Source organism: Flavobacteriales bacterium (assembly GCA_016713875.1).
Taxonomy (GTDB): Bacteria; Bacteroidota; Bacteroidia; order Flavobacteriales_F; family PHOS-HE28; genus PHOS-HE28.
On the sequence record JADJOI010000003.1, the window covers coordinates 2,881,725 to 2,897,101 of the forward strand.

Here is a 15,377-nt window from a genome sequence, read left to right on the forward strand (position 1 = left end):
GGTTGCGGATCAGTAGAGGTCGAGGCTGCGGCGCAGGTCCACACGGGCCATCAGCAGTTCGGCCAGGCGTTGCACGTAGAGCTGCTGGGCCTGCAGGTATTGGCTTTGGTCCTGGTTGAGCTCGAAGCTGCTGGCCAGGCCGTTGGTGAACTTGATGCTGGTGCGGTCGAAGATGCGCCTGGCCAGGTCCAGGCTGGCGAGCTCGCTGCGGTAGCTCTCCTCGGCGGCGAGGGCCTTCTCGGAGCGCTCCTCGGCCTCGGCCAGCAGACGCTGTTCGGTGGCCTTCAGGTTCACGCGCGTCTGCTCCAGGGTGATGTTGGCCTGCTTCACCTTGTTGCCGCGCATGCCGCTGCTCCAGATGGGCACCGTGAGGTTCACGCCCCAGAGCGTGGCCGGGAACCAGTCGGTCTCGATGGGCCCGTTGGTGCCGAAGCTCTGCCGCTGGTGGCTCAGGAAGCCGTACAGCTTGGGCATGTAGGCCGCCTTCTGGTTGCGCACGTCCATGGTCTGCAGCCGCACCAGGGTGTTGGCCAGCTGGTGGTCGATGTGGGTGTTGAGGTCGATGGCGCGCGTCACCAGGTTCTTCTCGTCGGTGTCGTCCACGATGGTGCGCAGGTCGTCGGTGAGCTCCAGGGGCGTGTCGGCGGCCAGGCCGAGCACGAGGCGCAGGTAGGCCAGGGCCACGCTTTCCTGCTGGGCGAAGCTGCGGGCGCGGTCGCGGGCGCTGGCCAGGGCGATGGCGAGGCGGTCGGTGTCGGTGTTCTCCATGAAACCCACCTGCACCATGCCTTCGGCCTCGCGCAGGCTCTTCTCCAGCACGGGCACGCTTTCGGCGGCCAAGCGGGCGCCTTCGCGGGCGGCCAGCGCGCCCAGATAGGCCTTGGCGGCCTGGGCCATGGCGTCGGCGCGGGCCTTCTCCAGCTCCTGCTCGCTCTGGATCTTCAGCTCGCGAGTGGCCTCCAGGCCCACGAGGTAGCTGCCGTCGAACAGTAGCTGGCTCAACTGGGCGGCGCCCGTCACCGTCCAGGGCACGCCGAACTGCACCTCGAGGAACTCCGGTTCGCCGCCGAAGAAGTTGGGCACCACGCTGGTGGGCACGTCGATGTAGTTGTTCAGTCCGCCGGTGACCTCCACCTGGGGCAGGCCGATGGCGAGCACTTCCTTCACGCGGGCCCGGGCCTTGGCGGCGGCCAGTTCGCTGTTCTGCACGGCGTAGCTCTGGCGGGCGGCCAGGTCCAGGGCCTGCTTCAGGCTGATGCCCATGGGGCCCTGGGCCGCCGCGGGCGGGTGCAAGGCGGCGAGGGTGCAGGCGAGGACCAGAAGGGTGGGCAGGGTTCTCATCAGGCGCGTTCTTTCTTGGCTTTCTTCTCCAGGTAGGCGATGCCTTTCTTGCTGGCGATGCCGCGGATGTGGTACTCCAGGTGCTTCCACAGCACATCGGGCAGGCTGAAGCGCTCCGGGGGGAACACCCGGCCGTCCCAGGTGGAATCGATGCGGGCGATATACAGGCGGGTGATCACCTCCACGTCCAGGTCCTCCCGGTAGAAGCCCTCGATCACCCCCTTTCGCAGGTTGGTGGACACACAGGTGGTGATGTCCTCCTGCTCGCGATGCTCCATGATGTCCCAGGCCCGCGGATGGTACTTCTGCAGGTCGAACTGCACACTGGGGTGCATGTGGCCGATCTGGCCCACGATGAAGCGGGTGATCTCCTCGTTCTCGTCGATCGCGTTCAGCCCGCGCCGGCAGATGGCGTTGATGCTGTCGCGGTGGAAGTCGCAGGTCATGGCCACCGCCTGCTCCACCAGGTCGTTCTTGTCGGTGAAGTGCTCGTACAGCGTCTTCTTGCTGACGCGCAACTGGGTGGCTACCTCGTCCATGGTCATGCTCTTGATGCCCAGGCGCATGAACAGCTTGAGGGCCTGTTCGAGGAGTTCGCGCTTCTTGGCGTCCATGACGAGGTGTTCGGAAGGGGCGCAAACGTACAGCACACCGGAAACGTTTTGCAACACGTTTTGTTTCCAACGTGATGGGCGGTTGATCCGCGGGGATGAACGGCCGGAGGCGGATGGCCTGAGGCTGGCAGATGGAGGCAGCGGCAGGGCGACCGGACGGCCACGGTGGGCCCGACCTCACGCAGAGGGGCACAGGGCGCCGAGCAGTGGGCCGCTGCAGGCGCTAAGCGGGTGGCCGGTGGCCGGAGGCGGGTGGCGGAAAGCGGGAGGGTCCAGGACACCTCAGGGCAACTGGTCGTGCCGGACGCTGGTCGGCACACTTCCGCCTGTATTCACCAGCAACGGGTCACGGTCGTTCAGCGAGCCGGTGTATTTCACCACACCGTTCATCGTGTTGTCCGCATTGAAGTAGCCGATCGCCGTGTTCGTCGGTACACTGCCACCGATGGCCAACAGGATGGGGTCGCGGTCATTGTTGGAGCACGTGTACTTGATCGTACCATCGAAATTGGTGTCTCCGGACCAAAGCAGACCATAGAACAGTCCCGACCAGACCGCATCGGTGCCCTAGGTGTCCGCTCCGCCGGCCGCGAAGTCCGCCAGGGTGTTCTGCCCGAAGGCTCCGGGGTTGGCGGTCATGGCGCCCAAGTGATTGCGATGGCGGATGGCGATGTGGCAGGTACCGTCCGGGTCCGGGCCGAAGGGCCGGAGCGGAGCCTGTGTGTGGTCCACGACCAGGCCATCGCAACGCAACAACGCCGAGCGCGAGGCCACGATGAGCGACGGATCCGTGGGGTCCCGCGGTTCCACCACCACCCAATCCATGACACCGGTCGCACCAAGGCCTCCATGGATCGCTGTGCTGACCGTTTCCCCACCTCCTCCACGGCTGTGCACCTAGCCCATCGCCGTGCAGGGCTCCTGCAGCGGTATCGCCTGGATCTGCGAGAGATTGTTGCCCATCAGCCTGCTCCCCGCATCGAACGGGCCTTGCAGGAACGCACGGATGCGCAGGGAGGGCGTGACCTTCACGCGGGCGAAGTGCCGCACCGCGCGCCCTCCGACCTCCGTGAACCGCCCACCCATCAGCAGGTCCCCATCCGCCAAAGCGATCAGTTCGTTGGCCGCATTGTTCACCACCAAGGCCGCGGACGCGATGCCCTGCCGACCGGGTCGAAGGCCCTGAGCTCCGTCTGAGAACCTGTTTGCAATACCCGCATTTGGCTGCGCGTTGGTCTTTTACGACCATACTTCGCCGCGAGAACAGCCACGTAGCTCCGGCTATGCTCCTATTCTCGCGTCTCGTCTGGTCGCCAAATCCTCAGCGCTCGCTTCAAAAGGGGGTATTGCAAACAGGTTCTGAGTGTCCGCCGCGTTGCGGTCCACCAGGCTGATGGTGCGACCTGTGAAGGCCAGCACTGCTCCATCGGCCCGGTCAAGGCTGGTCAGGTTGCTCCGGGCGAGCCCATCCACCGCCGAGAAGTCACCACCGACCACAACACCATAGAGGGCGAACGCCAAGGCATGTACGGCCCATTGGGACCGGTATCCCACGCGGTGGACAGCTGACGCGTGCTGGTGCTGTACACCGCGAGGCGACCACGTGGCTGGCCGGAAGCCTGCGTGAAGTCCCCGCCGACGAAGAGGTCATCGGTGATCCATCAGGTGGTGTCCAGCTCGAAGGACTGGGCACGTGTGAACGTTGCGAATGCAAGGACAACGACCGTGCAGAGGACCTTGGTGCACCTGCGCTCTTGTTTGATCCCGCGAAGCTCAGGGCTGCATGGGCAGGTGGGAATAACCCGTTCGGGTCGACCGGCACCCGGCCTACGGAAGCTGGTCGGAGCGAGTGCTGCTGGGTGTGGTGCCACCGATGCTCAGCAGGACCCTATCGCGATCGTTCTTGTTCCCCGTGTACTTCACCAGTCCGTCCATGTTCACGTCGCTTGCACTGTACACGCCGCTCAGGATGCTGTTCGGCGAAAGGCCTCCAACGCTCACCAAGATGGGATCGCGGTCATTGGCGGCCCCCGTATACTTGATAGTGCCATCGAAATTCACATCACCGCTCCACAATGTGGCGACACTGCCATTGGTCATGCGGGCATTGTTCCCAAAGACGGGCGTGGCGGGCAAGGAGAAGTCGATGAACGGACTGGTGGAGAAGTCGACCGGTTGTGCGGTCATCACCCCCAGGTGATTGCGGTGGCGTACGGCCACGTAGTACGAGCCGTTGGGGTCCGGGGTGAACGTGGGCAGTTGGGCCCAGTTGCTCGATCGTATGATCCCGTTCGTCAGCAGCAGTCCACTGAGCGAGGCGACAACGTTCGCGGCATCCAATGGGTCGCGGTATTCCACCAGTACCCAATCCACCACTTCGGCGCCCGCGCTCCCTGACAGCGATGCGGTGTAGATACTGGCGGGAGCCACCTCTCCTCCACCATCACCACTGTGCACATAACCCAGCGACGTGTACGGTTCAACGAGCGGAAGGATCGCTCCATCCCGCAGGGGATTCTCCATGCCGCCATTCTGGAAGGGTCCATCCAACATGACGCGGATCGTGTTGCACGGCTCGGCGCGCAGATGAACAACGCTGTTGATCGGCTCAAAGGGGTTCCCCACCATGAACAGGTCCCCGTTCCGCGCTCTGATGATATCCAACGCCCACATGCTGGGGACTGCCTGTGCCGCGAGCTGAATCCCGGTGCGGGCATCATGGATAGCTGCAAAATTGGCCGCCGTGTAAAAGCGGCCATCGTACGCCGTTGCGCATGGATAACCCGATATGGTGTATGGTGCGGCTGCACCGGTGCCGGCATCCAATATCATATTGGTGTTCAGGGGAAAGCCCAGATCATCATTCAACCCACTGATGAAAAGCTTGCCATCCGTCTTGGCCAATTGCCAGGCACTGCCCGGTTGGGCAAAATCCACCGCAAGGGGCAGCACGGAGGCGGTGGACACTTTGATGGAACCCACCCGCTCGCGCGGTTGTCCACCAATGGAAGCAATATGCCCACACACGAAAAGCGTGTCGTTGTCCAGGAGAATGTCCTCGGGCTCGTCCTCCGTGCCGAGAGGTACGGCCCATGGAAGCGTGGCCGCGCCGCTGATGGAGATCGCGGCCAAGTGCTCTCGCGGCTGGCCGGCAATGAACCGGAATGAACCACAAACGAACAGCGTGTCGCCCTGCAAGGCCATGTCGGTCACATGGACCGTATCCGGCGATACCATCCATGGGAGCGCACTTGCTGTGACCGGGTCGATCGCCGCAAGGCCCACGCGACCGGCGCCACCGATCAGGGTGAAATCACCACCGGCGTACACGGCACCTGTTCCTGCTCGCTCCAGTGCATGCACTGCCCCATTGGCTTGTGGTGCCCAAGACGTTGGCAGACCGGTTTGCCGATCGAAAGCGGCGAGGTTGCGACGCGAAAGCCCGCCGCCGCGCTTGAATACGCCACCGATGAAGAGCTTGCTTCCTTGGGTTGCCATGGCCATCACCGTGTTCTCTGTCGCCGAAGACCAATCCGTGATGATAGGCAACCCTGAGCTCGGCACAGCGAAGGCCGCGAGCCGTTGCCGACCCGAACCATCCACCAACGTGAAATCACCGCCCGCATAGAGCGTGTTGTTGGCAACAGCGAGACAGTGCACGTCGCCGTTCAACTCTCTGCTCCAGCTATGCAGAACGCCGCTCGCATTCACCAAAGCGATGTGGTTGCGGGCCGTCGCGGACACCGTGGTGAAATCGCCGCCGAAGAAGACGTTGGTGCCGGAGAGGGCCATCGCGCGCACGATGCCGTTCGCATTGGGGTTCCAGGCTTGCGGTGTGTTGGAGGTGGGCGGGAAGGCCGCGATGCGGTTGCGGGCAGTGAGCAGATTGACCAAGGTGAACGCACCACCGACATAGACCACCGTGGGCGTGGCCACGATGCAATGCACCGTACCATTGGCGTTCGGTGTCCAGCTCGTGAGCGCATGGTTGCTCACGGTGAAGGATGCCCCACGAGGCCGGGCAGCACCGTTCACTGTATTGAAGTCACCGCCAACGTAGAGCCTGCCGCTGTTCAATGACATGCAGTACACCGTGCCATTGCTCGTGCCTGCTGCCCATGTCACGTTCGCTCCGGTGGAAAGGCGCACGGCCGCGAGGTTGTTGCCAGCGCCGCAGCGTTCACGGTACTGAATTGACCGCCCAGGTAGAGGGTGTCCCCCTTCAGGGCCAAGGCGAGCACATCTCCGTTCACCACTGGGCTCCACGGCGAAAGGCTCCCATCGGCAAGTATGCGCGCGAGGTGCTGCCGGGGTTGTCCTCCGATGTTGGTGAAAGCGCCACCGATGATCCAGCCACCCGAACCATCGGGCACCACGCACAGCACCGTACTGTCCGGAATGGGAAAGCCATCGGTCGCAAAGCCGCTTGTCGCATTCAGCTCCACGCCGTAGGGTACAGGGGTTGGTGGCGATACCCTGTCGAACGCGCCTCCTACCAGGATACGGCCCGCCACCGTGTCCTCATTCACGCAAAGCCCCAGCCCATAATCCAAATGCCAGAACGCGGGGTCGATGCTGAGGTTCTGCGCGTTCAGCAGGAGGCCGAACAAACTGAACACTACGCCGAGAGCGATGCGCTTCTGTATCATGGGTGATGGATGGATCCGTCAAAGCTCCAGTGCCTGATGTTCATGTGGAATAACCCGTTCGGGTTGATCGCATGGCGTCACCCTCGCGGGTTATTGTTCAGTCTGCGGCCTCTTTCGCTCCTTTGCTGCATGACCATCTGCCACCGCGTGTTCGTGTGCACCCTTGCCGTGTGGGCAGGCCTGGTCGGAACAAACGCGCAGGAGAACCCCGCCCGCCTCGACTCCATTGTGCCTTTGCTGGATCCCGCGAAAAAGGACACCATGCAACTCACCATGCTCATCTGGGCATGTGAATCGTGGACAACCTCGCCGAAAGCCTACCCATACCTCGAACGCCTCGACGCGCTGAGCACCGAACTGCTTGCGCAGGATCATCCGCGCGTAAAAGCGCGCGCCCGACACGCACGCGGCGCCTACCACTTCTTCACGGGCTACCACGCCAAGTTCGAGCGCAATGTCCCCTTGGCGCTCTCGTCCTTCCAACAGGCCATTCGCGACTTCGAAGAAGGCGATCACCAGCATGCGGTGGGCGAGTGCTTGGACGCGCTGGGACTGGTCTATGGCCTTGCCGGCGCGAAAGACAAAGCGGAACAAGGGTTCCGCGATGAGTTGCGCATAGTCCGGGCGATCGGGCACCACTTCCTTCAGAACCAAGCGTTGGTGCACCTCGCGGGCATCCACGCTGATCGCGGCGAATACGACATCGCTTGGACCTGTCTCGACTCATGTGTGCGTGGCACGCCCGGCGATTCGTGCCTCGTCCTGAACGAACGTGCGCGCATCCGTAGCATTCAAGAGAGACGTGCCGATGCGATGGCCTTGCTGGAGCGCAGCCTGCAAGTGGCAGGTCGGTCGAGCAACGCATGGGATTCGTTACCGGCGATCACTCCGCTCATCCGGCTACATTACAAGGAGGGCCAGTATGGCAAGGGGCTCTCGATGGCCTTGATGTGCGCGAGGCTTGCCGAGCGCATGGGCGACGCCACGGCCCAATGCGGCTGCATCAACCTGGTCGGGGACGGTTACCGCTTTTCCGGCGATCCATTGAACGCGGCGAGGTGGTACGAGCTGGGGCTTGCATTGGCGGAGCGAATCGGCAACGTTGGGGTGGCGCGCGAGCTGGGCGATGAAGGCTCCATGCTCTACGCTTCGAGCGGACTGAAGGAGGTCTACAAACTGCAAGGCCGCACCGCCGATGCACTGCGCATGACCGAACGGTGGTCGGTCCTCAAGGACAGTGTGCAACGCATGAACGGGCGCGAAGAAGTGCTCAGCGCCCGATTCCTCGAAGAAGCGCTGCGCGATAGCCTGGAGCAAGTTGCCAAGGAGCGCGCCCAAGCACTTGAAGTGGCGCAGCAGCAGCAACGCGACCGATCGAAGCTCTACGTGATCATCGGCGTATGCATCACTGCCCTGGTGGTGGCCTTGGCCTTTTGGAGCCGCGCACGTTATATGCGTCGTGCCAATGCGGCCATCCTCAACGCACAGCAGAAACTCGTAGAGAGCGAACGGGCGCGTGAGGCCAGTGAGGTGCGCACCCGGATCGCCCGCGACGTGCATGATCAACTGGGCAGCGACCTTACCAAGCTTGTGCTACTTAGCACCGAGGCCAAGGAAGTTGCGAATTCCGATACGACCGACCTGCAAGACATCACCGGCGATATCGAGCGCATCGCCGGAGAGGCCAACCGCTCCCTCGGCGACATCGTCTGGTCCATCGACCCGCACCACGATTCGCTCGCGGGTCTTACGGAACGTGTTCGTTCGCATTGCGAACGCATGCTCAAGTGGAGCAAGGTGGAGCACACCATCGATTGCGCGCATGAAGGCCCCGACCGGTCGCTCGACCCCGCCACCAAGCGCGACATCTACCTCATGCTGCGCGAGGCCCTGAACAATGCGGTCAAGTACGCCAAGGCGAAGCACATCCATGTGCGCTTCCATTCATCGGCAACGCAGGTCGAGTTCGAAGTGAAGGACGATGGCGTGGGCATGGAGGCAAGTGCACGAAATGGCCATGGTCTGAACAACCTGCACCATCGGGCCGAACGGCTGGGAGGACAACTGACCGCAGGCAGTGCTCCTCGTTCAGGAACAGTGATCACCTTCGAAGCGGCTTTGGAACCTGTTGCGCATGTGTAGGCGATCCCGAACATTTTCTGCCACCATCGCTTCGTGCCTTGCTCTATTGGCCACAGGACACACGGGGCTGGATTCGTTGAGAGCCCTTGCGTTCGACCGCACCACGCCGGACAGCCTCCGCTTCACCGCCTTTTACGACCTCGTGTGGGACGGCTACCTGTTCTCCGACCCTGACAGCGCTTACATACTTGCGACATCGTTACGCCGCGAGGCGCGCGCGAAGAACAACAAGGTCTTCGAGGCACGGGCAAGCGAGCTGTTCGCTGCGGTGTGGTACGTGCGAGGCGACATGCGCACAGCCCTGCTGCACTACGACACGGCCCTTGCCCTGCACAAGCGCAATATGGATCATGACGGTCAGGCTGATGTTCTCACGAACATGGCAAGCATGCTCTCGTACTTGGGCGACCTCGACTCAGCACTCGCGCTCTACAACGAAGGGCTCGCGCTCCATGAACGTTTACGGGACAGCGCGGGCATCGCCACCGACCTCAACGCCCTCGGCCGTGTGCAAATGCTCCGCGGCGATCACGCGCGAGCGGTGGAATTGTACATGCGCAGCTTGAGCATCCAAGAGCAACTGGGCAACAAGCGCGGGATCTGCACCTCGCTTGCGAACCTCGGTGGTCTGTACCTCAATCAAAGCGATTGGAAGGAAGCGCTCGACCACTACAGGCGTGCTGCCACCATCGCCGAAGAACTCGACGATAAACACCAGCTCGGCAAACAGCTGGAGGAGATCGGTTCTTGCTTGGAGGAACTCGGTGACACGGCACAGGCCATGCGCGTGCTGAGGCGCAGCGAAGCTGTGCGGATGCGTATCGACGACCGCCATGGGCTCGTGAACGTCCGCAACCGGATCGCCGGGCTTCTGGTGGAACAGGGGCGCTATTCTGATGCACTCGAATTCTACAACAGTGCCGAGGCCATGGCCCGCACTGAGGACCTACCATGGGGTTTGGGCAACGCACTGGTGGGCATAAGTCACGTTCTGTTATTGACCGCCCATCCGGAGAAAGCACTGCGTGCCGCATTGGCCGCCGACAGCGCCGCGCTGATCGCCGAGGAATTGAACCTGCGGCGCGACGCGGCGGAAGTGAAGTACGCTGCGCTCAAGGACTTGGGGCGATGGCAGGAAGCCTTGTCCGTGCACGAGCGGATCGTGCAGCTCAGCGACAGCATCATGCGCGAGGAGAACCAGCGTGAAGTGCTGCGCAACGGATACCGTTACGCTTACGAGAAACAAGCCGAACGAGACAGCCTGGACCATGCCTTGGCCATGTTCCGTGCCGAGTCCTCACATCGCCAACAGCGCAGCACACTAGGGTGGCTGCTCGCCTTGCTAAGCCTGGTCGCCATCTCGATCGCCTTGCGCGTGCGATACGTGAGCCGGGCCAAGCGTGCGTTGGAGGACGCGCAGGTCAGGCTCGTCGAGAGCGAGCGCGCCCGCGAGGCCAGCGAGGTGCGCACCCGCATCGCCCGCGATGTGCATGATCAGCTCGGCAGCGACCTCACCAAGCTGGTGCTCCTGAGCACCGAGGCGAAAGAAGTGGCGCAGACCAATACGACCGGCATGCAGGACATCGCCAACGACATCGAGCGCATCGCCGGTGAAGCCAACCGCTCCTTGGGCGACATCGTCTGGTCCATCGATCCGCACCACGATTCGCTCGCGGGTCTTACCGAACGTGTTCGTGCGCATTGCGAACGCATGCTCAAGTGGAGCAAGGTGGAGCACACCATCGATTGCGTGCACGAAGGCCCTGACCGGTCGCTCGACCCCGCCACCAAGCGGGACATCTACCTCATGCTGCGCGAGGCGCTGAACAACGCCATCAAATACGCACAAGCCAAGCACATCAGCGTGCGCTTCCGCACTTCGTCCGTACGGGTGGAGTTCGAGGTGAAGGATGATGGTGTGGGTATGGATCCCGCGAACTCGAACGGCCATGGCCTGGAGAACCTGCGGCAGCGCGCGGAACGGATCGGTGGCACAATATCGGTGAACAGTTTGCCCGGCATGGGGGCATGTGTGGAGTTCAATTGGGCAATGGCAACGCAGTAACCGCATTAACCAATGAGGGTTATTTAATATTGACTGACGAGCTGCCATCTTCGCTACACGGCGAGTGAGTTGGATTATTGTGAACCCATGCGCCAATCCCATTTGACTAATTTCTGGATGAGGCCGGTAACTGTCGTTCCACCCATTCTGAACCGCGCACATGCATGCGGCCCGCCATCGGCTGGGGAGGGCTCCCGCCCTAGGCATCCTTTGAGAACTCCTAAGCACAATTGGCAGCAACAGCGTTGGCGCAAACTCTTGAGACCGGCGCTGTTCGCATGGCTCCTCGGCGTGCTCTGCCCTGGTCTTGCCGCTCAAGATGTGGATCAGGTCTGGGTAGATTCCATGAAGGCTCTGCTCGACACAAACCGCATGGACACCGTGCAGCTCGCACTGAACGCGGAATTGGGGAACTACCTCTCCAACTCTAGACTGCACGAACCCTATTTGCAACGAGCGTCCGCACTCGCAGCGAAATTACATGATCACCCTTCCGAGAAGGTGCGTCGAAAGGCCATGCGCACCGAGGCCAGGATATGGAACATACGTGGAGTGATACATTGGGAGGATCAGCGGTACGGCGAGGCGGTCCACTGCTATGAGCGATTCCGGGAACTGGCTGTGCTGATGAAGGACACAGCCTATCGGATCCTGGCCGCAAATAATATTGGACTGTTGCTGAACTCGATGGATCTACCCGATAAGGCAATGCCGGTGTACAAGGGCGCATTGCTATTGTCACAGCGATCCAACCATCCGTACATGACCCCCATTTTGCTCGGAAGGGTCGGACTGTGCTACATGCAGATTGGGGATACGGTCCGCGCGGAGAGCCATCTGGTGGCGGCGATCGGGACCGCGACCGAAGGTTTTGCCAGTGTGCCTGCGAGAGTCGCACTCGCCTCATTGCGCATTCGGCAAAGAAGGCCGACCGATGCGGTTCCGCTGGTGGACAGTATCCGCTCCTTCGCAAGGAACAATGAGTTGGACGGACCCAACTGGCTAGGCGATGCATACTACCTCCGCGCTCGGATCGACACCACTTTGGAGGACTTCGAACGGGCGCTTCTACAGCTCGATACCTGCATCAAGCGAACCACGGAGATGAACATCGCACACGGCTGCGTTGCGTGCCTGTTGATGCGCGCTCAACTTCTCGATCGCCTTGGGGATCTCAAGCGGGAGGAAGCCGACCTGTTACAGATCCTTGAACTCGCTCAAGGGAGGACCCTGCTGCTCGAGCGTTCCATGGCTGCCCAACGCCTGAAGTCACTGTACGCCCGACAGGGGCGAATACGTGACGAGCTGCGCATGACCGAACAACTGAAAGACCTCGGGGACACCCTCCATGCGATTGATGCTGAGAAGGCCCTCATGGCTATGGACTTCAACGCAGCCATTCGGGAGGATAGCTTGTCCTTCCTCGCACAGCAGGGTGCAGCTGCGAAGAAGCATGCCAACGAACTGGGCAAGGAACAGAACCGACGCACTTGGTTGATGGCCGCGCTCCTGTTCGCAGCCGGTGCCGCAACCGCCATCTGGAACAGGACCAAAATCCTGCGTCGTGCGAACCAAGCGATCCTCGAGGCACAGTCCAGACTTTTAGCTAGCGAGCGTGCCCGCGAGGCCAGCGAGGTGCGCACACGTATCGCCCGCGATGTGCACGACCAGCTCGGCAGTGATCTTACCAAGCTCGTTATGCTCAGTACCGAAGCGAAGGTGGTTGCACAAGGCGAACCAAGTGGTTTGTCTTCCATAGCAAATGACATCGAGCGCATCGCCGGGGAAGCCAATCGCTCGTTGGGCGACATCGTTTGGTCCATCGACCCACACCATGACTCACTTGCTGGTTTAACGGAACGTGTCCGCGCGCATTGCGAACGCATGCTCAAGTGGAGCAAGGTGGATCACACCATCGATTGCGTACATGAAGGCCCTGACCGGTCGCTCGACCCCGCCACCAAGCGGGACATCTACCTCATGTTGCGCGAAGCGTTGAACAACGCGATCAAGTACGCAAAGGCCGGGCACATCCATGTACGCTTCCACACATCGGCAGCACAGGTCGAGTTCGAAGTGAAGGACGATGGCGTGGGTATGCTGACCGCCGGAACGAAAGGCCATGGACTGCCCAATATGCGGAGCCGGGCGCAGCGTGTGAACGGAGAGATCCAGGTGGAAAGCAGCCCTGGAGCGGGCACCCGGGTCCGCTTCCAAACACCGCTTCCGGGCTGATCGGACGGCCTGGCTATCTTGCGGCACATGGCCGCCACCATCCGCACCGCTATCGTCGAGGACGATGATGAGCTCCGGGAGCTGATCCGTCGCCGCATCGAGCGCAGTGGTGATATGCAGGTGGTTCGCGTTTTCGAAAGTGGTGATGATTACCTGGCCAAACTCGATGAGCTGGATGTGCAGGTGGTGCTCATGGACATCAACATGGAGGGCCGCAACGGGATCGACACCGTGCGTGAGGCGAAGCGCATGAAGCCCGAGGTGCAATACCTCATGCTCACTATCTTCGAGAACCCGACGTACATCTTCGAAGCGCTATGCGCCGGTGCCACGGGCTACTTACTGAAGAGCACTCCGGCCGAAGAACTCCTGGATGCCGTGCGTGATATCCGCAAGGGAGGCTCGCCTATGAACAGCGCGATCGCGCGCTTGGTGGTGAACAGCTTCCAGAAGGAGAGCACGCAACGCATCAACGACGAGAAGCTGAGCGAGCGCGAAAAGCAGGTGCTGGATGGCCTTGCCGCCGGACTGCAGTACAAGGAGATCGGCGCCAAACTGGAACTGAGCACCGAGACCATCCGTGTTCACGTGCGGCGCATCTACAGCAAGTTGCAGGTGGGCGGAAAGATGGAGGCGATCCGGAAAGTTTTTCCGGGGCCATGAGCTGCTGCCACGCGGCTTAACCCGACCGGGTTATTGATGGGCTCTTCGTGCAACGCGTGTTTTGCCGTGGTCAAAACAATCGACAGCACCATGCGACACACTACCCTTTCGCTTCTTTCCCTTCTCGCCCTCGGCACCTTCGCACAATCCGGCTCCCTGGATCCCACCTTTGGGAACAACGGCAAAGTACTGGTGCCAAGCCTCGGCTTCGGGTTCAATGACCAGTCCAGAACGGCGGTCGTACTTCCGGACGATAGGATCCTTGTAGCTGGTTGGAGCAACAATGGCACACATTTCAACAGTGTTCTCCTGCGGTTCAACGCCGATGGTTCACCTGATGAGACCTTCGGGACCAATGGGCTGGTGGAGCACGACCTGGCCGCTGGCGGCGAGTTCATCCGCTCCGCAGTGCTCGACGCACAAGGCCGCCTGGTGGTCGGGGGCAAATTATTCTACGATGCGGCCGAGACCAACGGCGACATGTTCGTGGCGCGCTTCCTCGCGGATGGGACGTTGGATGCCAGTTTCAATGGAACCGGCCTGCTGGTTCGCGACATTCATAACACGCCGGATGCCGAGACGGCTTACGAGGTTATGGTTCAGCCGGATGGAAAGCTGATCCTTTGTGGGCACACGGGTCCTGATCCTGAGTCCACCGAGATCGTTGTGGAGCGCTACCTGGACAATGGCGGGATGGATCCCACGTTCGGCGGCGATGGCTCCATTCTGGTGTTTCTCGCGGACGCTACGAAGGAGCAAGTGCGAGGTGCCGTACTGGGTCCTGGCGGTGACATTTATTTCTGCGGGTATGCTACGCTCACTGGCGAGACCCATCAGTCGCTTTTGCTGGGCCACCTTGATGCGAACGGGAACGCACCGTCCAATTTCGGGAATGCCAATGGGCACTCATGGATATCGGAGATCGGCTCAGACCTGATCGCGCGCGCAGTGGCGTTGACACCCGACGGGGGCTTGGTGGTGGCTGGCGTAAAGCAGACGACCGGAACAACTCAAGCACGTATCATCCACACGTTCGATGGTAATGGTAATGCGATCACGAACATATACGAGGACAACACGGTTGGCACAGATGCTTGGAACTGCCTGCTTGTGCAGAACAACGGCGCGATCATCAGCGGAGGAGATGTGGCCGATGGAGCGACCTCTCGCGATTGGAATGTGGAACGGCACAACGCGGACTTGAGCTTTGACCCACTGTTCGCCACCACGAACTACGATGAGGACGGTGAGGAGGAAACCTGCTACGATCTGGAGTTCACCAACGACAGTTCCATCATCGGGATCGGAAACGCCGAAGTGGCCGGCCTTACGCGCATCGTACTCCTAAAATACCTCAACGACAATTCATCCAGCATCACCGATGGCGATCCCGGTAGTCAGGCCACGGTGTTCCCGAATCCGGTGGCCGATCGGACGGTGCTCACGTTCGCTCATGGAGCACCAAAGGTCGCAACCCTATCACTGATGGACGCGCAAGGACATCTGGTGCGGAACTGGTCTGGACGCGTGATCGGCAAAGACCAAGTGGAACTGGACCTCTCCGGTCTGATACCGGGTGTGTACGGAATGCGAACGAACGAACCCGGGTCGTGGACCACACTGCGCATTGTGAAACAATGAGAAGCCCTGCTCTGATCGCTCTTGGCC

The 15,377-nt window shown here is 61.4% G+C and carries 12 protein-coding genes; 5 read left to right on the forward strand and 7 right to left on the reverse strand.

Translation table 11 applies throughout. The features are described from left to right. Positions 1–9: 9 nt before the first annotated feature. The 7 genes from IPJ87_13685 to IPJ87_13715 all read right to left on the reverse strand — a co-directional run bounded on the left by IPJ87_13685 (position 10) and on the right by IPJ87_13715 (position 6,604). Positions 10–1,341, reverse strand: coding sequence for a TolC family protein (locus IPJ87_13685; protein ID MBK7942902.1), 1,332 nt, complete (start codon positions 1,339–1,341; stop codon positions 10–12). Then, a complete protein-coding gene (locus IPJ87_13690; GenBank protein MBK7942903.1) occupies positions 1,341–1,955 on the reverse strand; it encodes a TetR/AcrR family transcriptional regulator in 615 nt (204 codons plus the stop codon). Before IPJ87_13690 ends, IPJ87_13685 begins: the two co-directional genes overlap by 1 nt. Before the next feature lie 282 nt (positions 1,956–2,237). Next, entirely contained in the window at positions 2,238–2,408 is a 171-nt protein-coding gene (locus tag IPJ87_13695; protein MBK7942904.1) for a hypothetical protein, read from the reverse strand. A 114-nt stretch (positions 2,409–2,522) separates the two neighbouring features. Further along, entirely contained in the window at positions 2,523–2,780 is a 258-nt protein-coding gene (locus IPJ87_13700; GenBank protein MBK7942905.1) for a hypothetical protein, read from the reverse strand. Positions 2,781–2,852: 72 nt separating this feature from the next. Continuing rightward, complete coding sequence (locus tag IPJ87_13705; protein ID MBK7942906.1) at positions 2,853–3,098, reverse strand: hypothetical protein; 246 nt, start codon at positions 3,096–3,098, stop codon at positions 2,853–2,855. Positions 3,099–3,782: 684 nt separating this feature from the next. Then, complete coding sequence (locus IPJ87_13710; protein MBK7942907.1) at positions 3,783–6,104, reverse strand: hypothetical protein; 2,322 nt, start codon at positions 6,102–6,104, stop codon at positions 3,783–3,785. After that, positions 6,077–6,604: a delta-60 repeat domain-containing protein gene (locus IPJ87_13715; GenBank protein ID MBK7942908.1), complete on the reverse strand. Its 528-nt coding sequence runs from the start codon at positions 6,602–6,604 to the stop codon at positions 6,077–6,079. Before IPJ87_13715 ends, IPJ87_13710 begins: the two co-directional genes overlap by 28 nt. A gap of 129 nt (positions 6,605–6,733) precedes the next feature. Here IPJ87_13715 and IPJ87_13720 point away from each other — a divergent pair, with 129 nt between their 5' ends. The 5 genes from IPJ87_13720 to IPJ87_13740 all read left to right on the forward strand — a co-directional run bounded on the left by IPJ87_13720 (position 6,734) and on the right by IPJ87_13740 (position 15,350). Then, entirely contained in the window at positions 6,734–8,746 is a 2,013-nt protein-coding gene (locus IPJ87_13720; protein MBK7942909.1) for an ATP-binding protein, read from the forward strand. Positions 8,747–8,792: 46 nt separating this feature from the next. Continuing rightward, positions 8,793–10,811, forward strand: coding sequence for a sensor histidine kinase (locus IPJ87_13725; protein ID MBK7942910.1), 2,019 nt, complete (start codon positions 8,793–8,795; stop codon positions 10,809–10,811). A gap of 345 nt (positions 10,812–11,156) precedes the next feature. After that, on the forward strand, positions 11,157–13,046 hold the full coding sequence (locus tag IPJ87_13730; protein MBK7942911.1) for a hypothetical protein: 1,890 nt from the start codon (positions 11,157–11,159) through the stop codon (positions 13,044–13,046). Positions 13,047–13,073: 27 nt separating this feature from the next. Next, positions 13,074–13,709 (forward strand): response regulator transcription factor, encoded by a 636-nt coding sequence (locus IPJ87_13735; GenBank protein MBK7942912.1) that lies wholly within the window; start codon positions 13,074–13,076, stop codon positions 13,707–13,709. 90 nt (positions 13,710–13,799) lie between these two features. Then, positions 13,800–15,350, forward strand: coding sequence for a T9SS type A sorting domain-containing protein (locus IPJ87_13740; GenBank protein ID MBK7942913.1), 1,551 nt, complete (start codon positions 13,800–13,802; stop codon positions 15,348–15,350). Positions 15,351–15,377 lie beyond the last annotated feature (27 nt).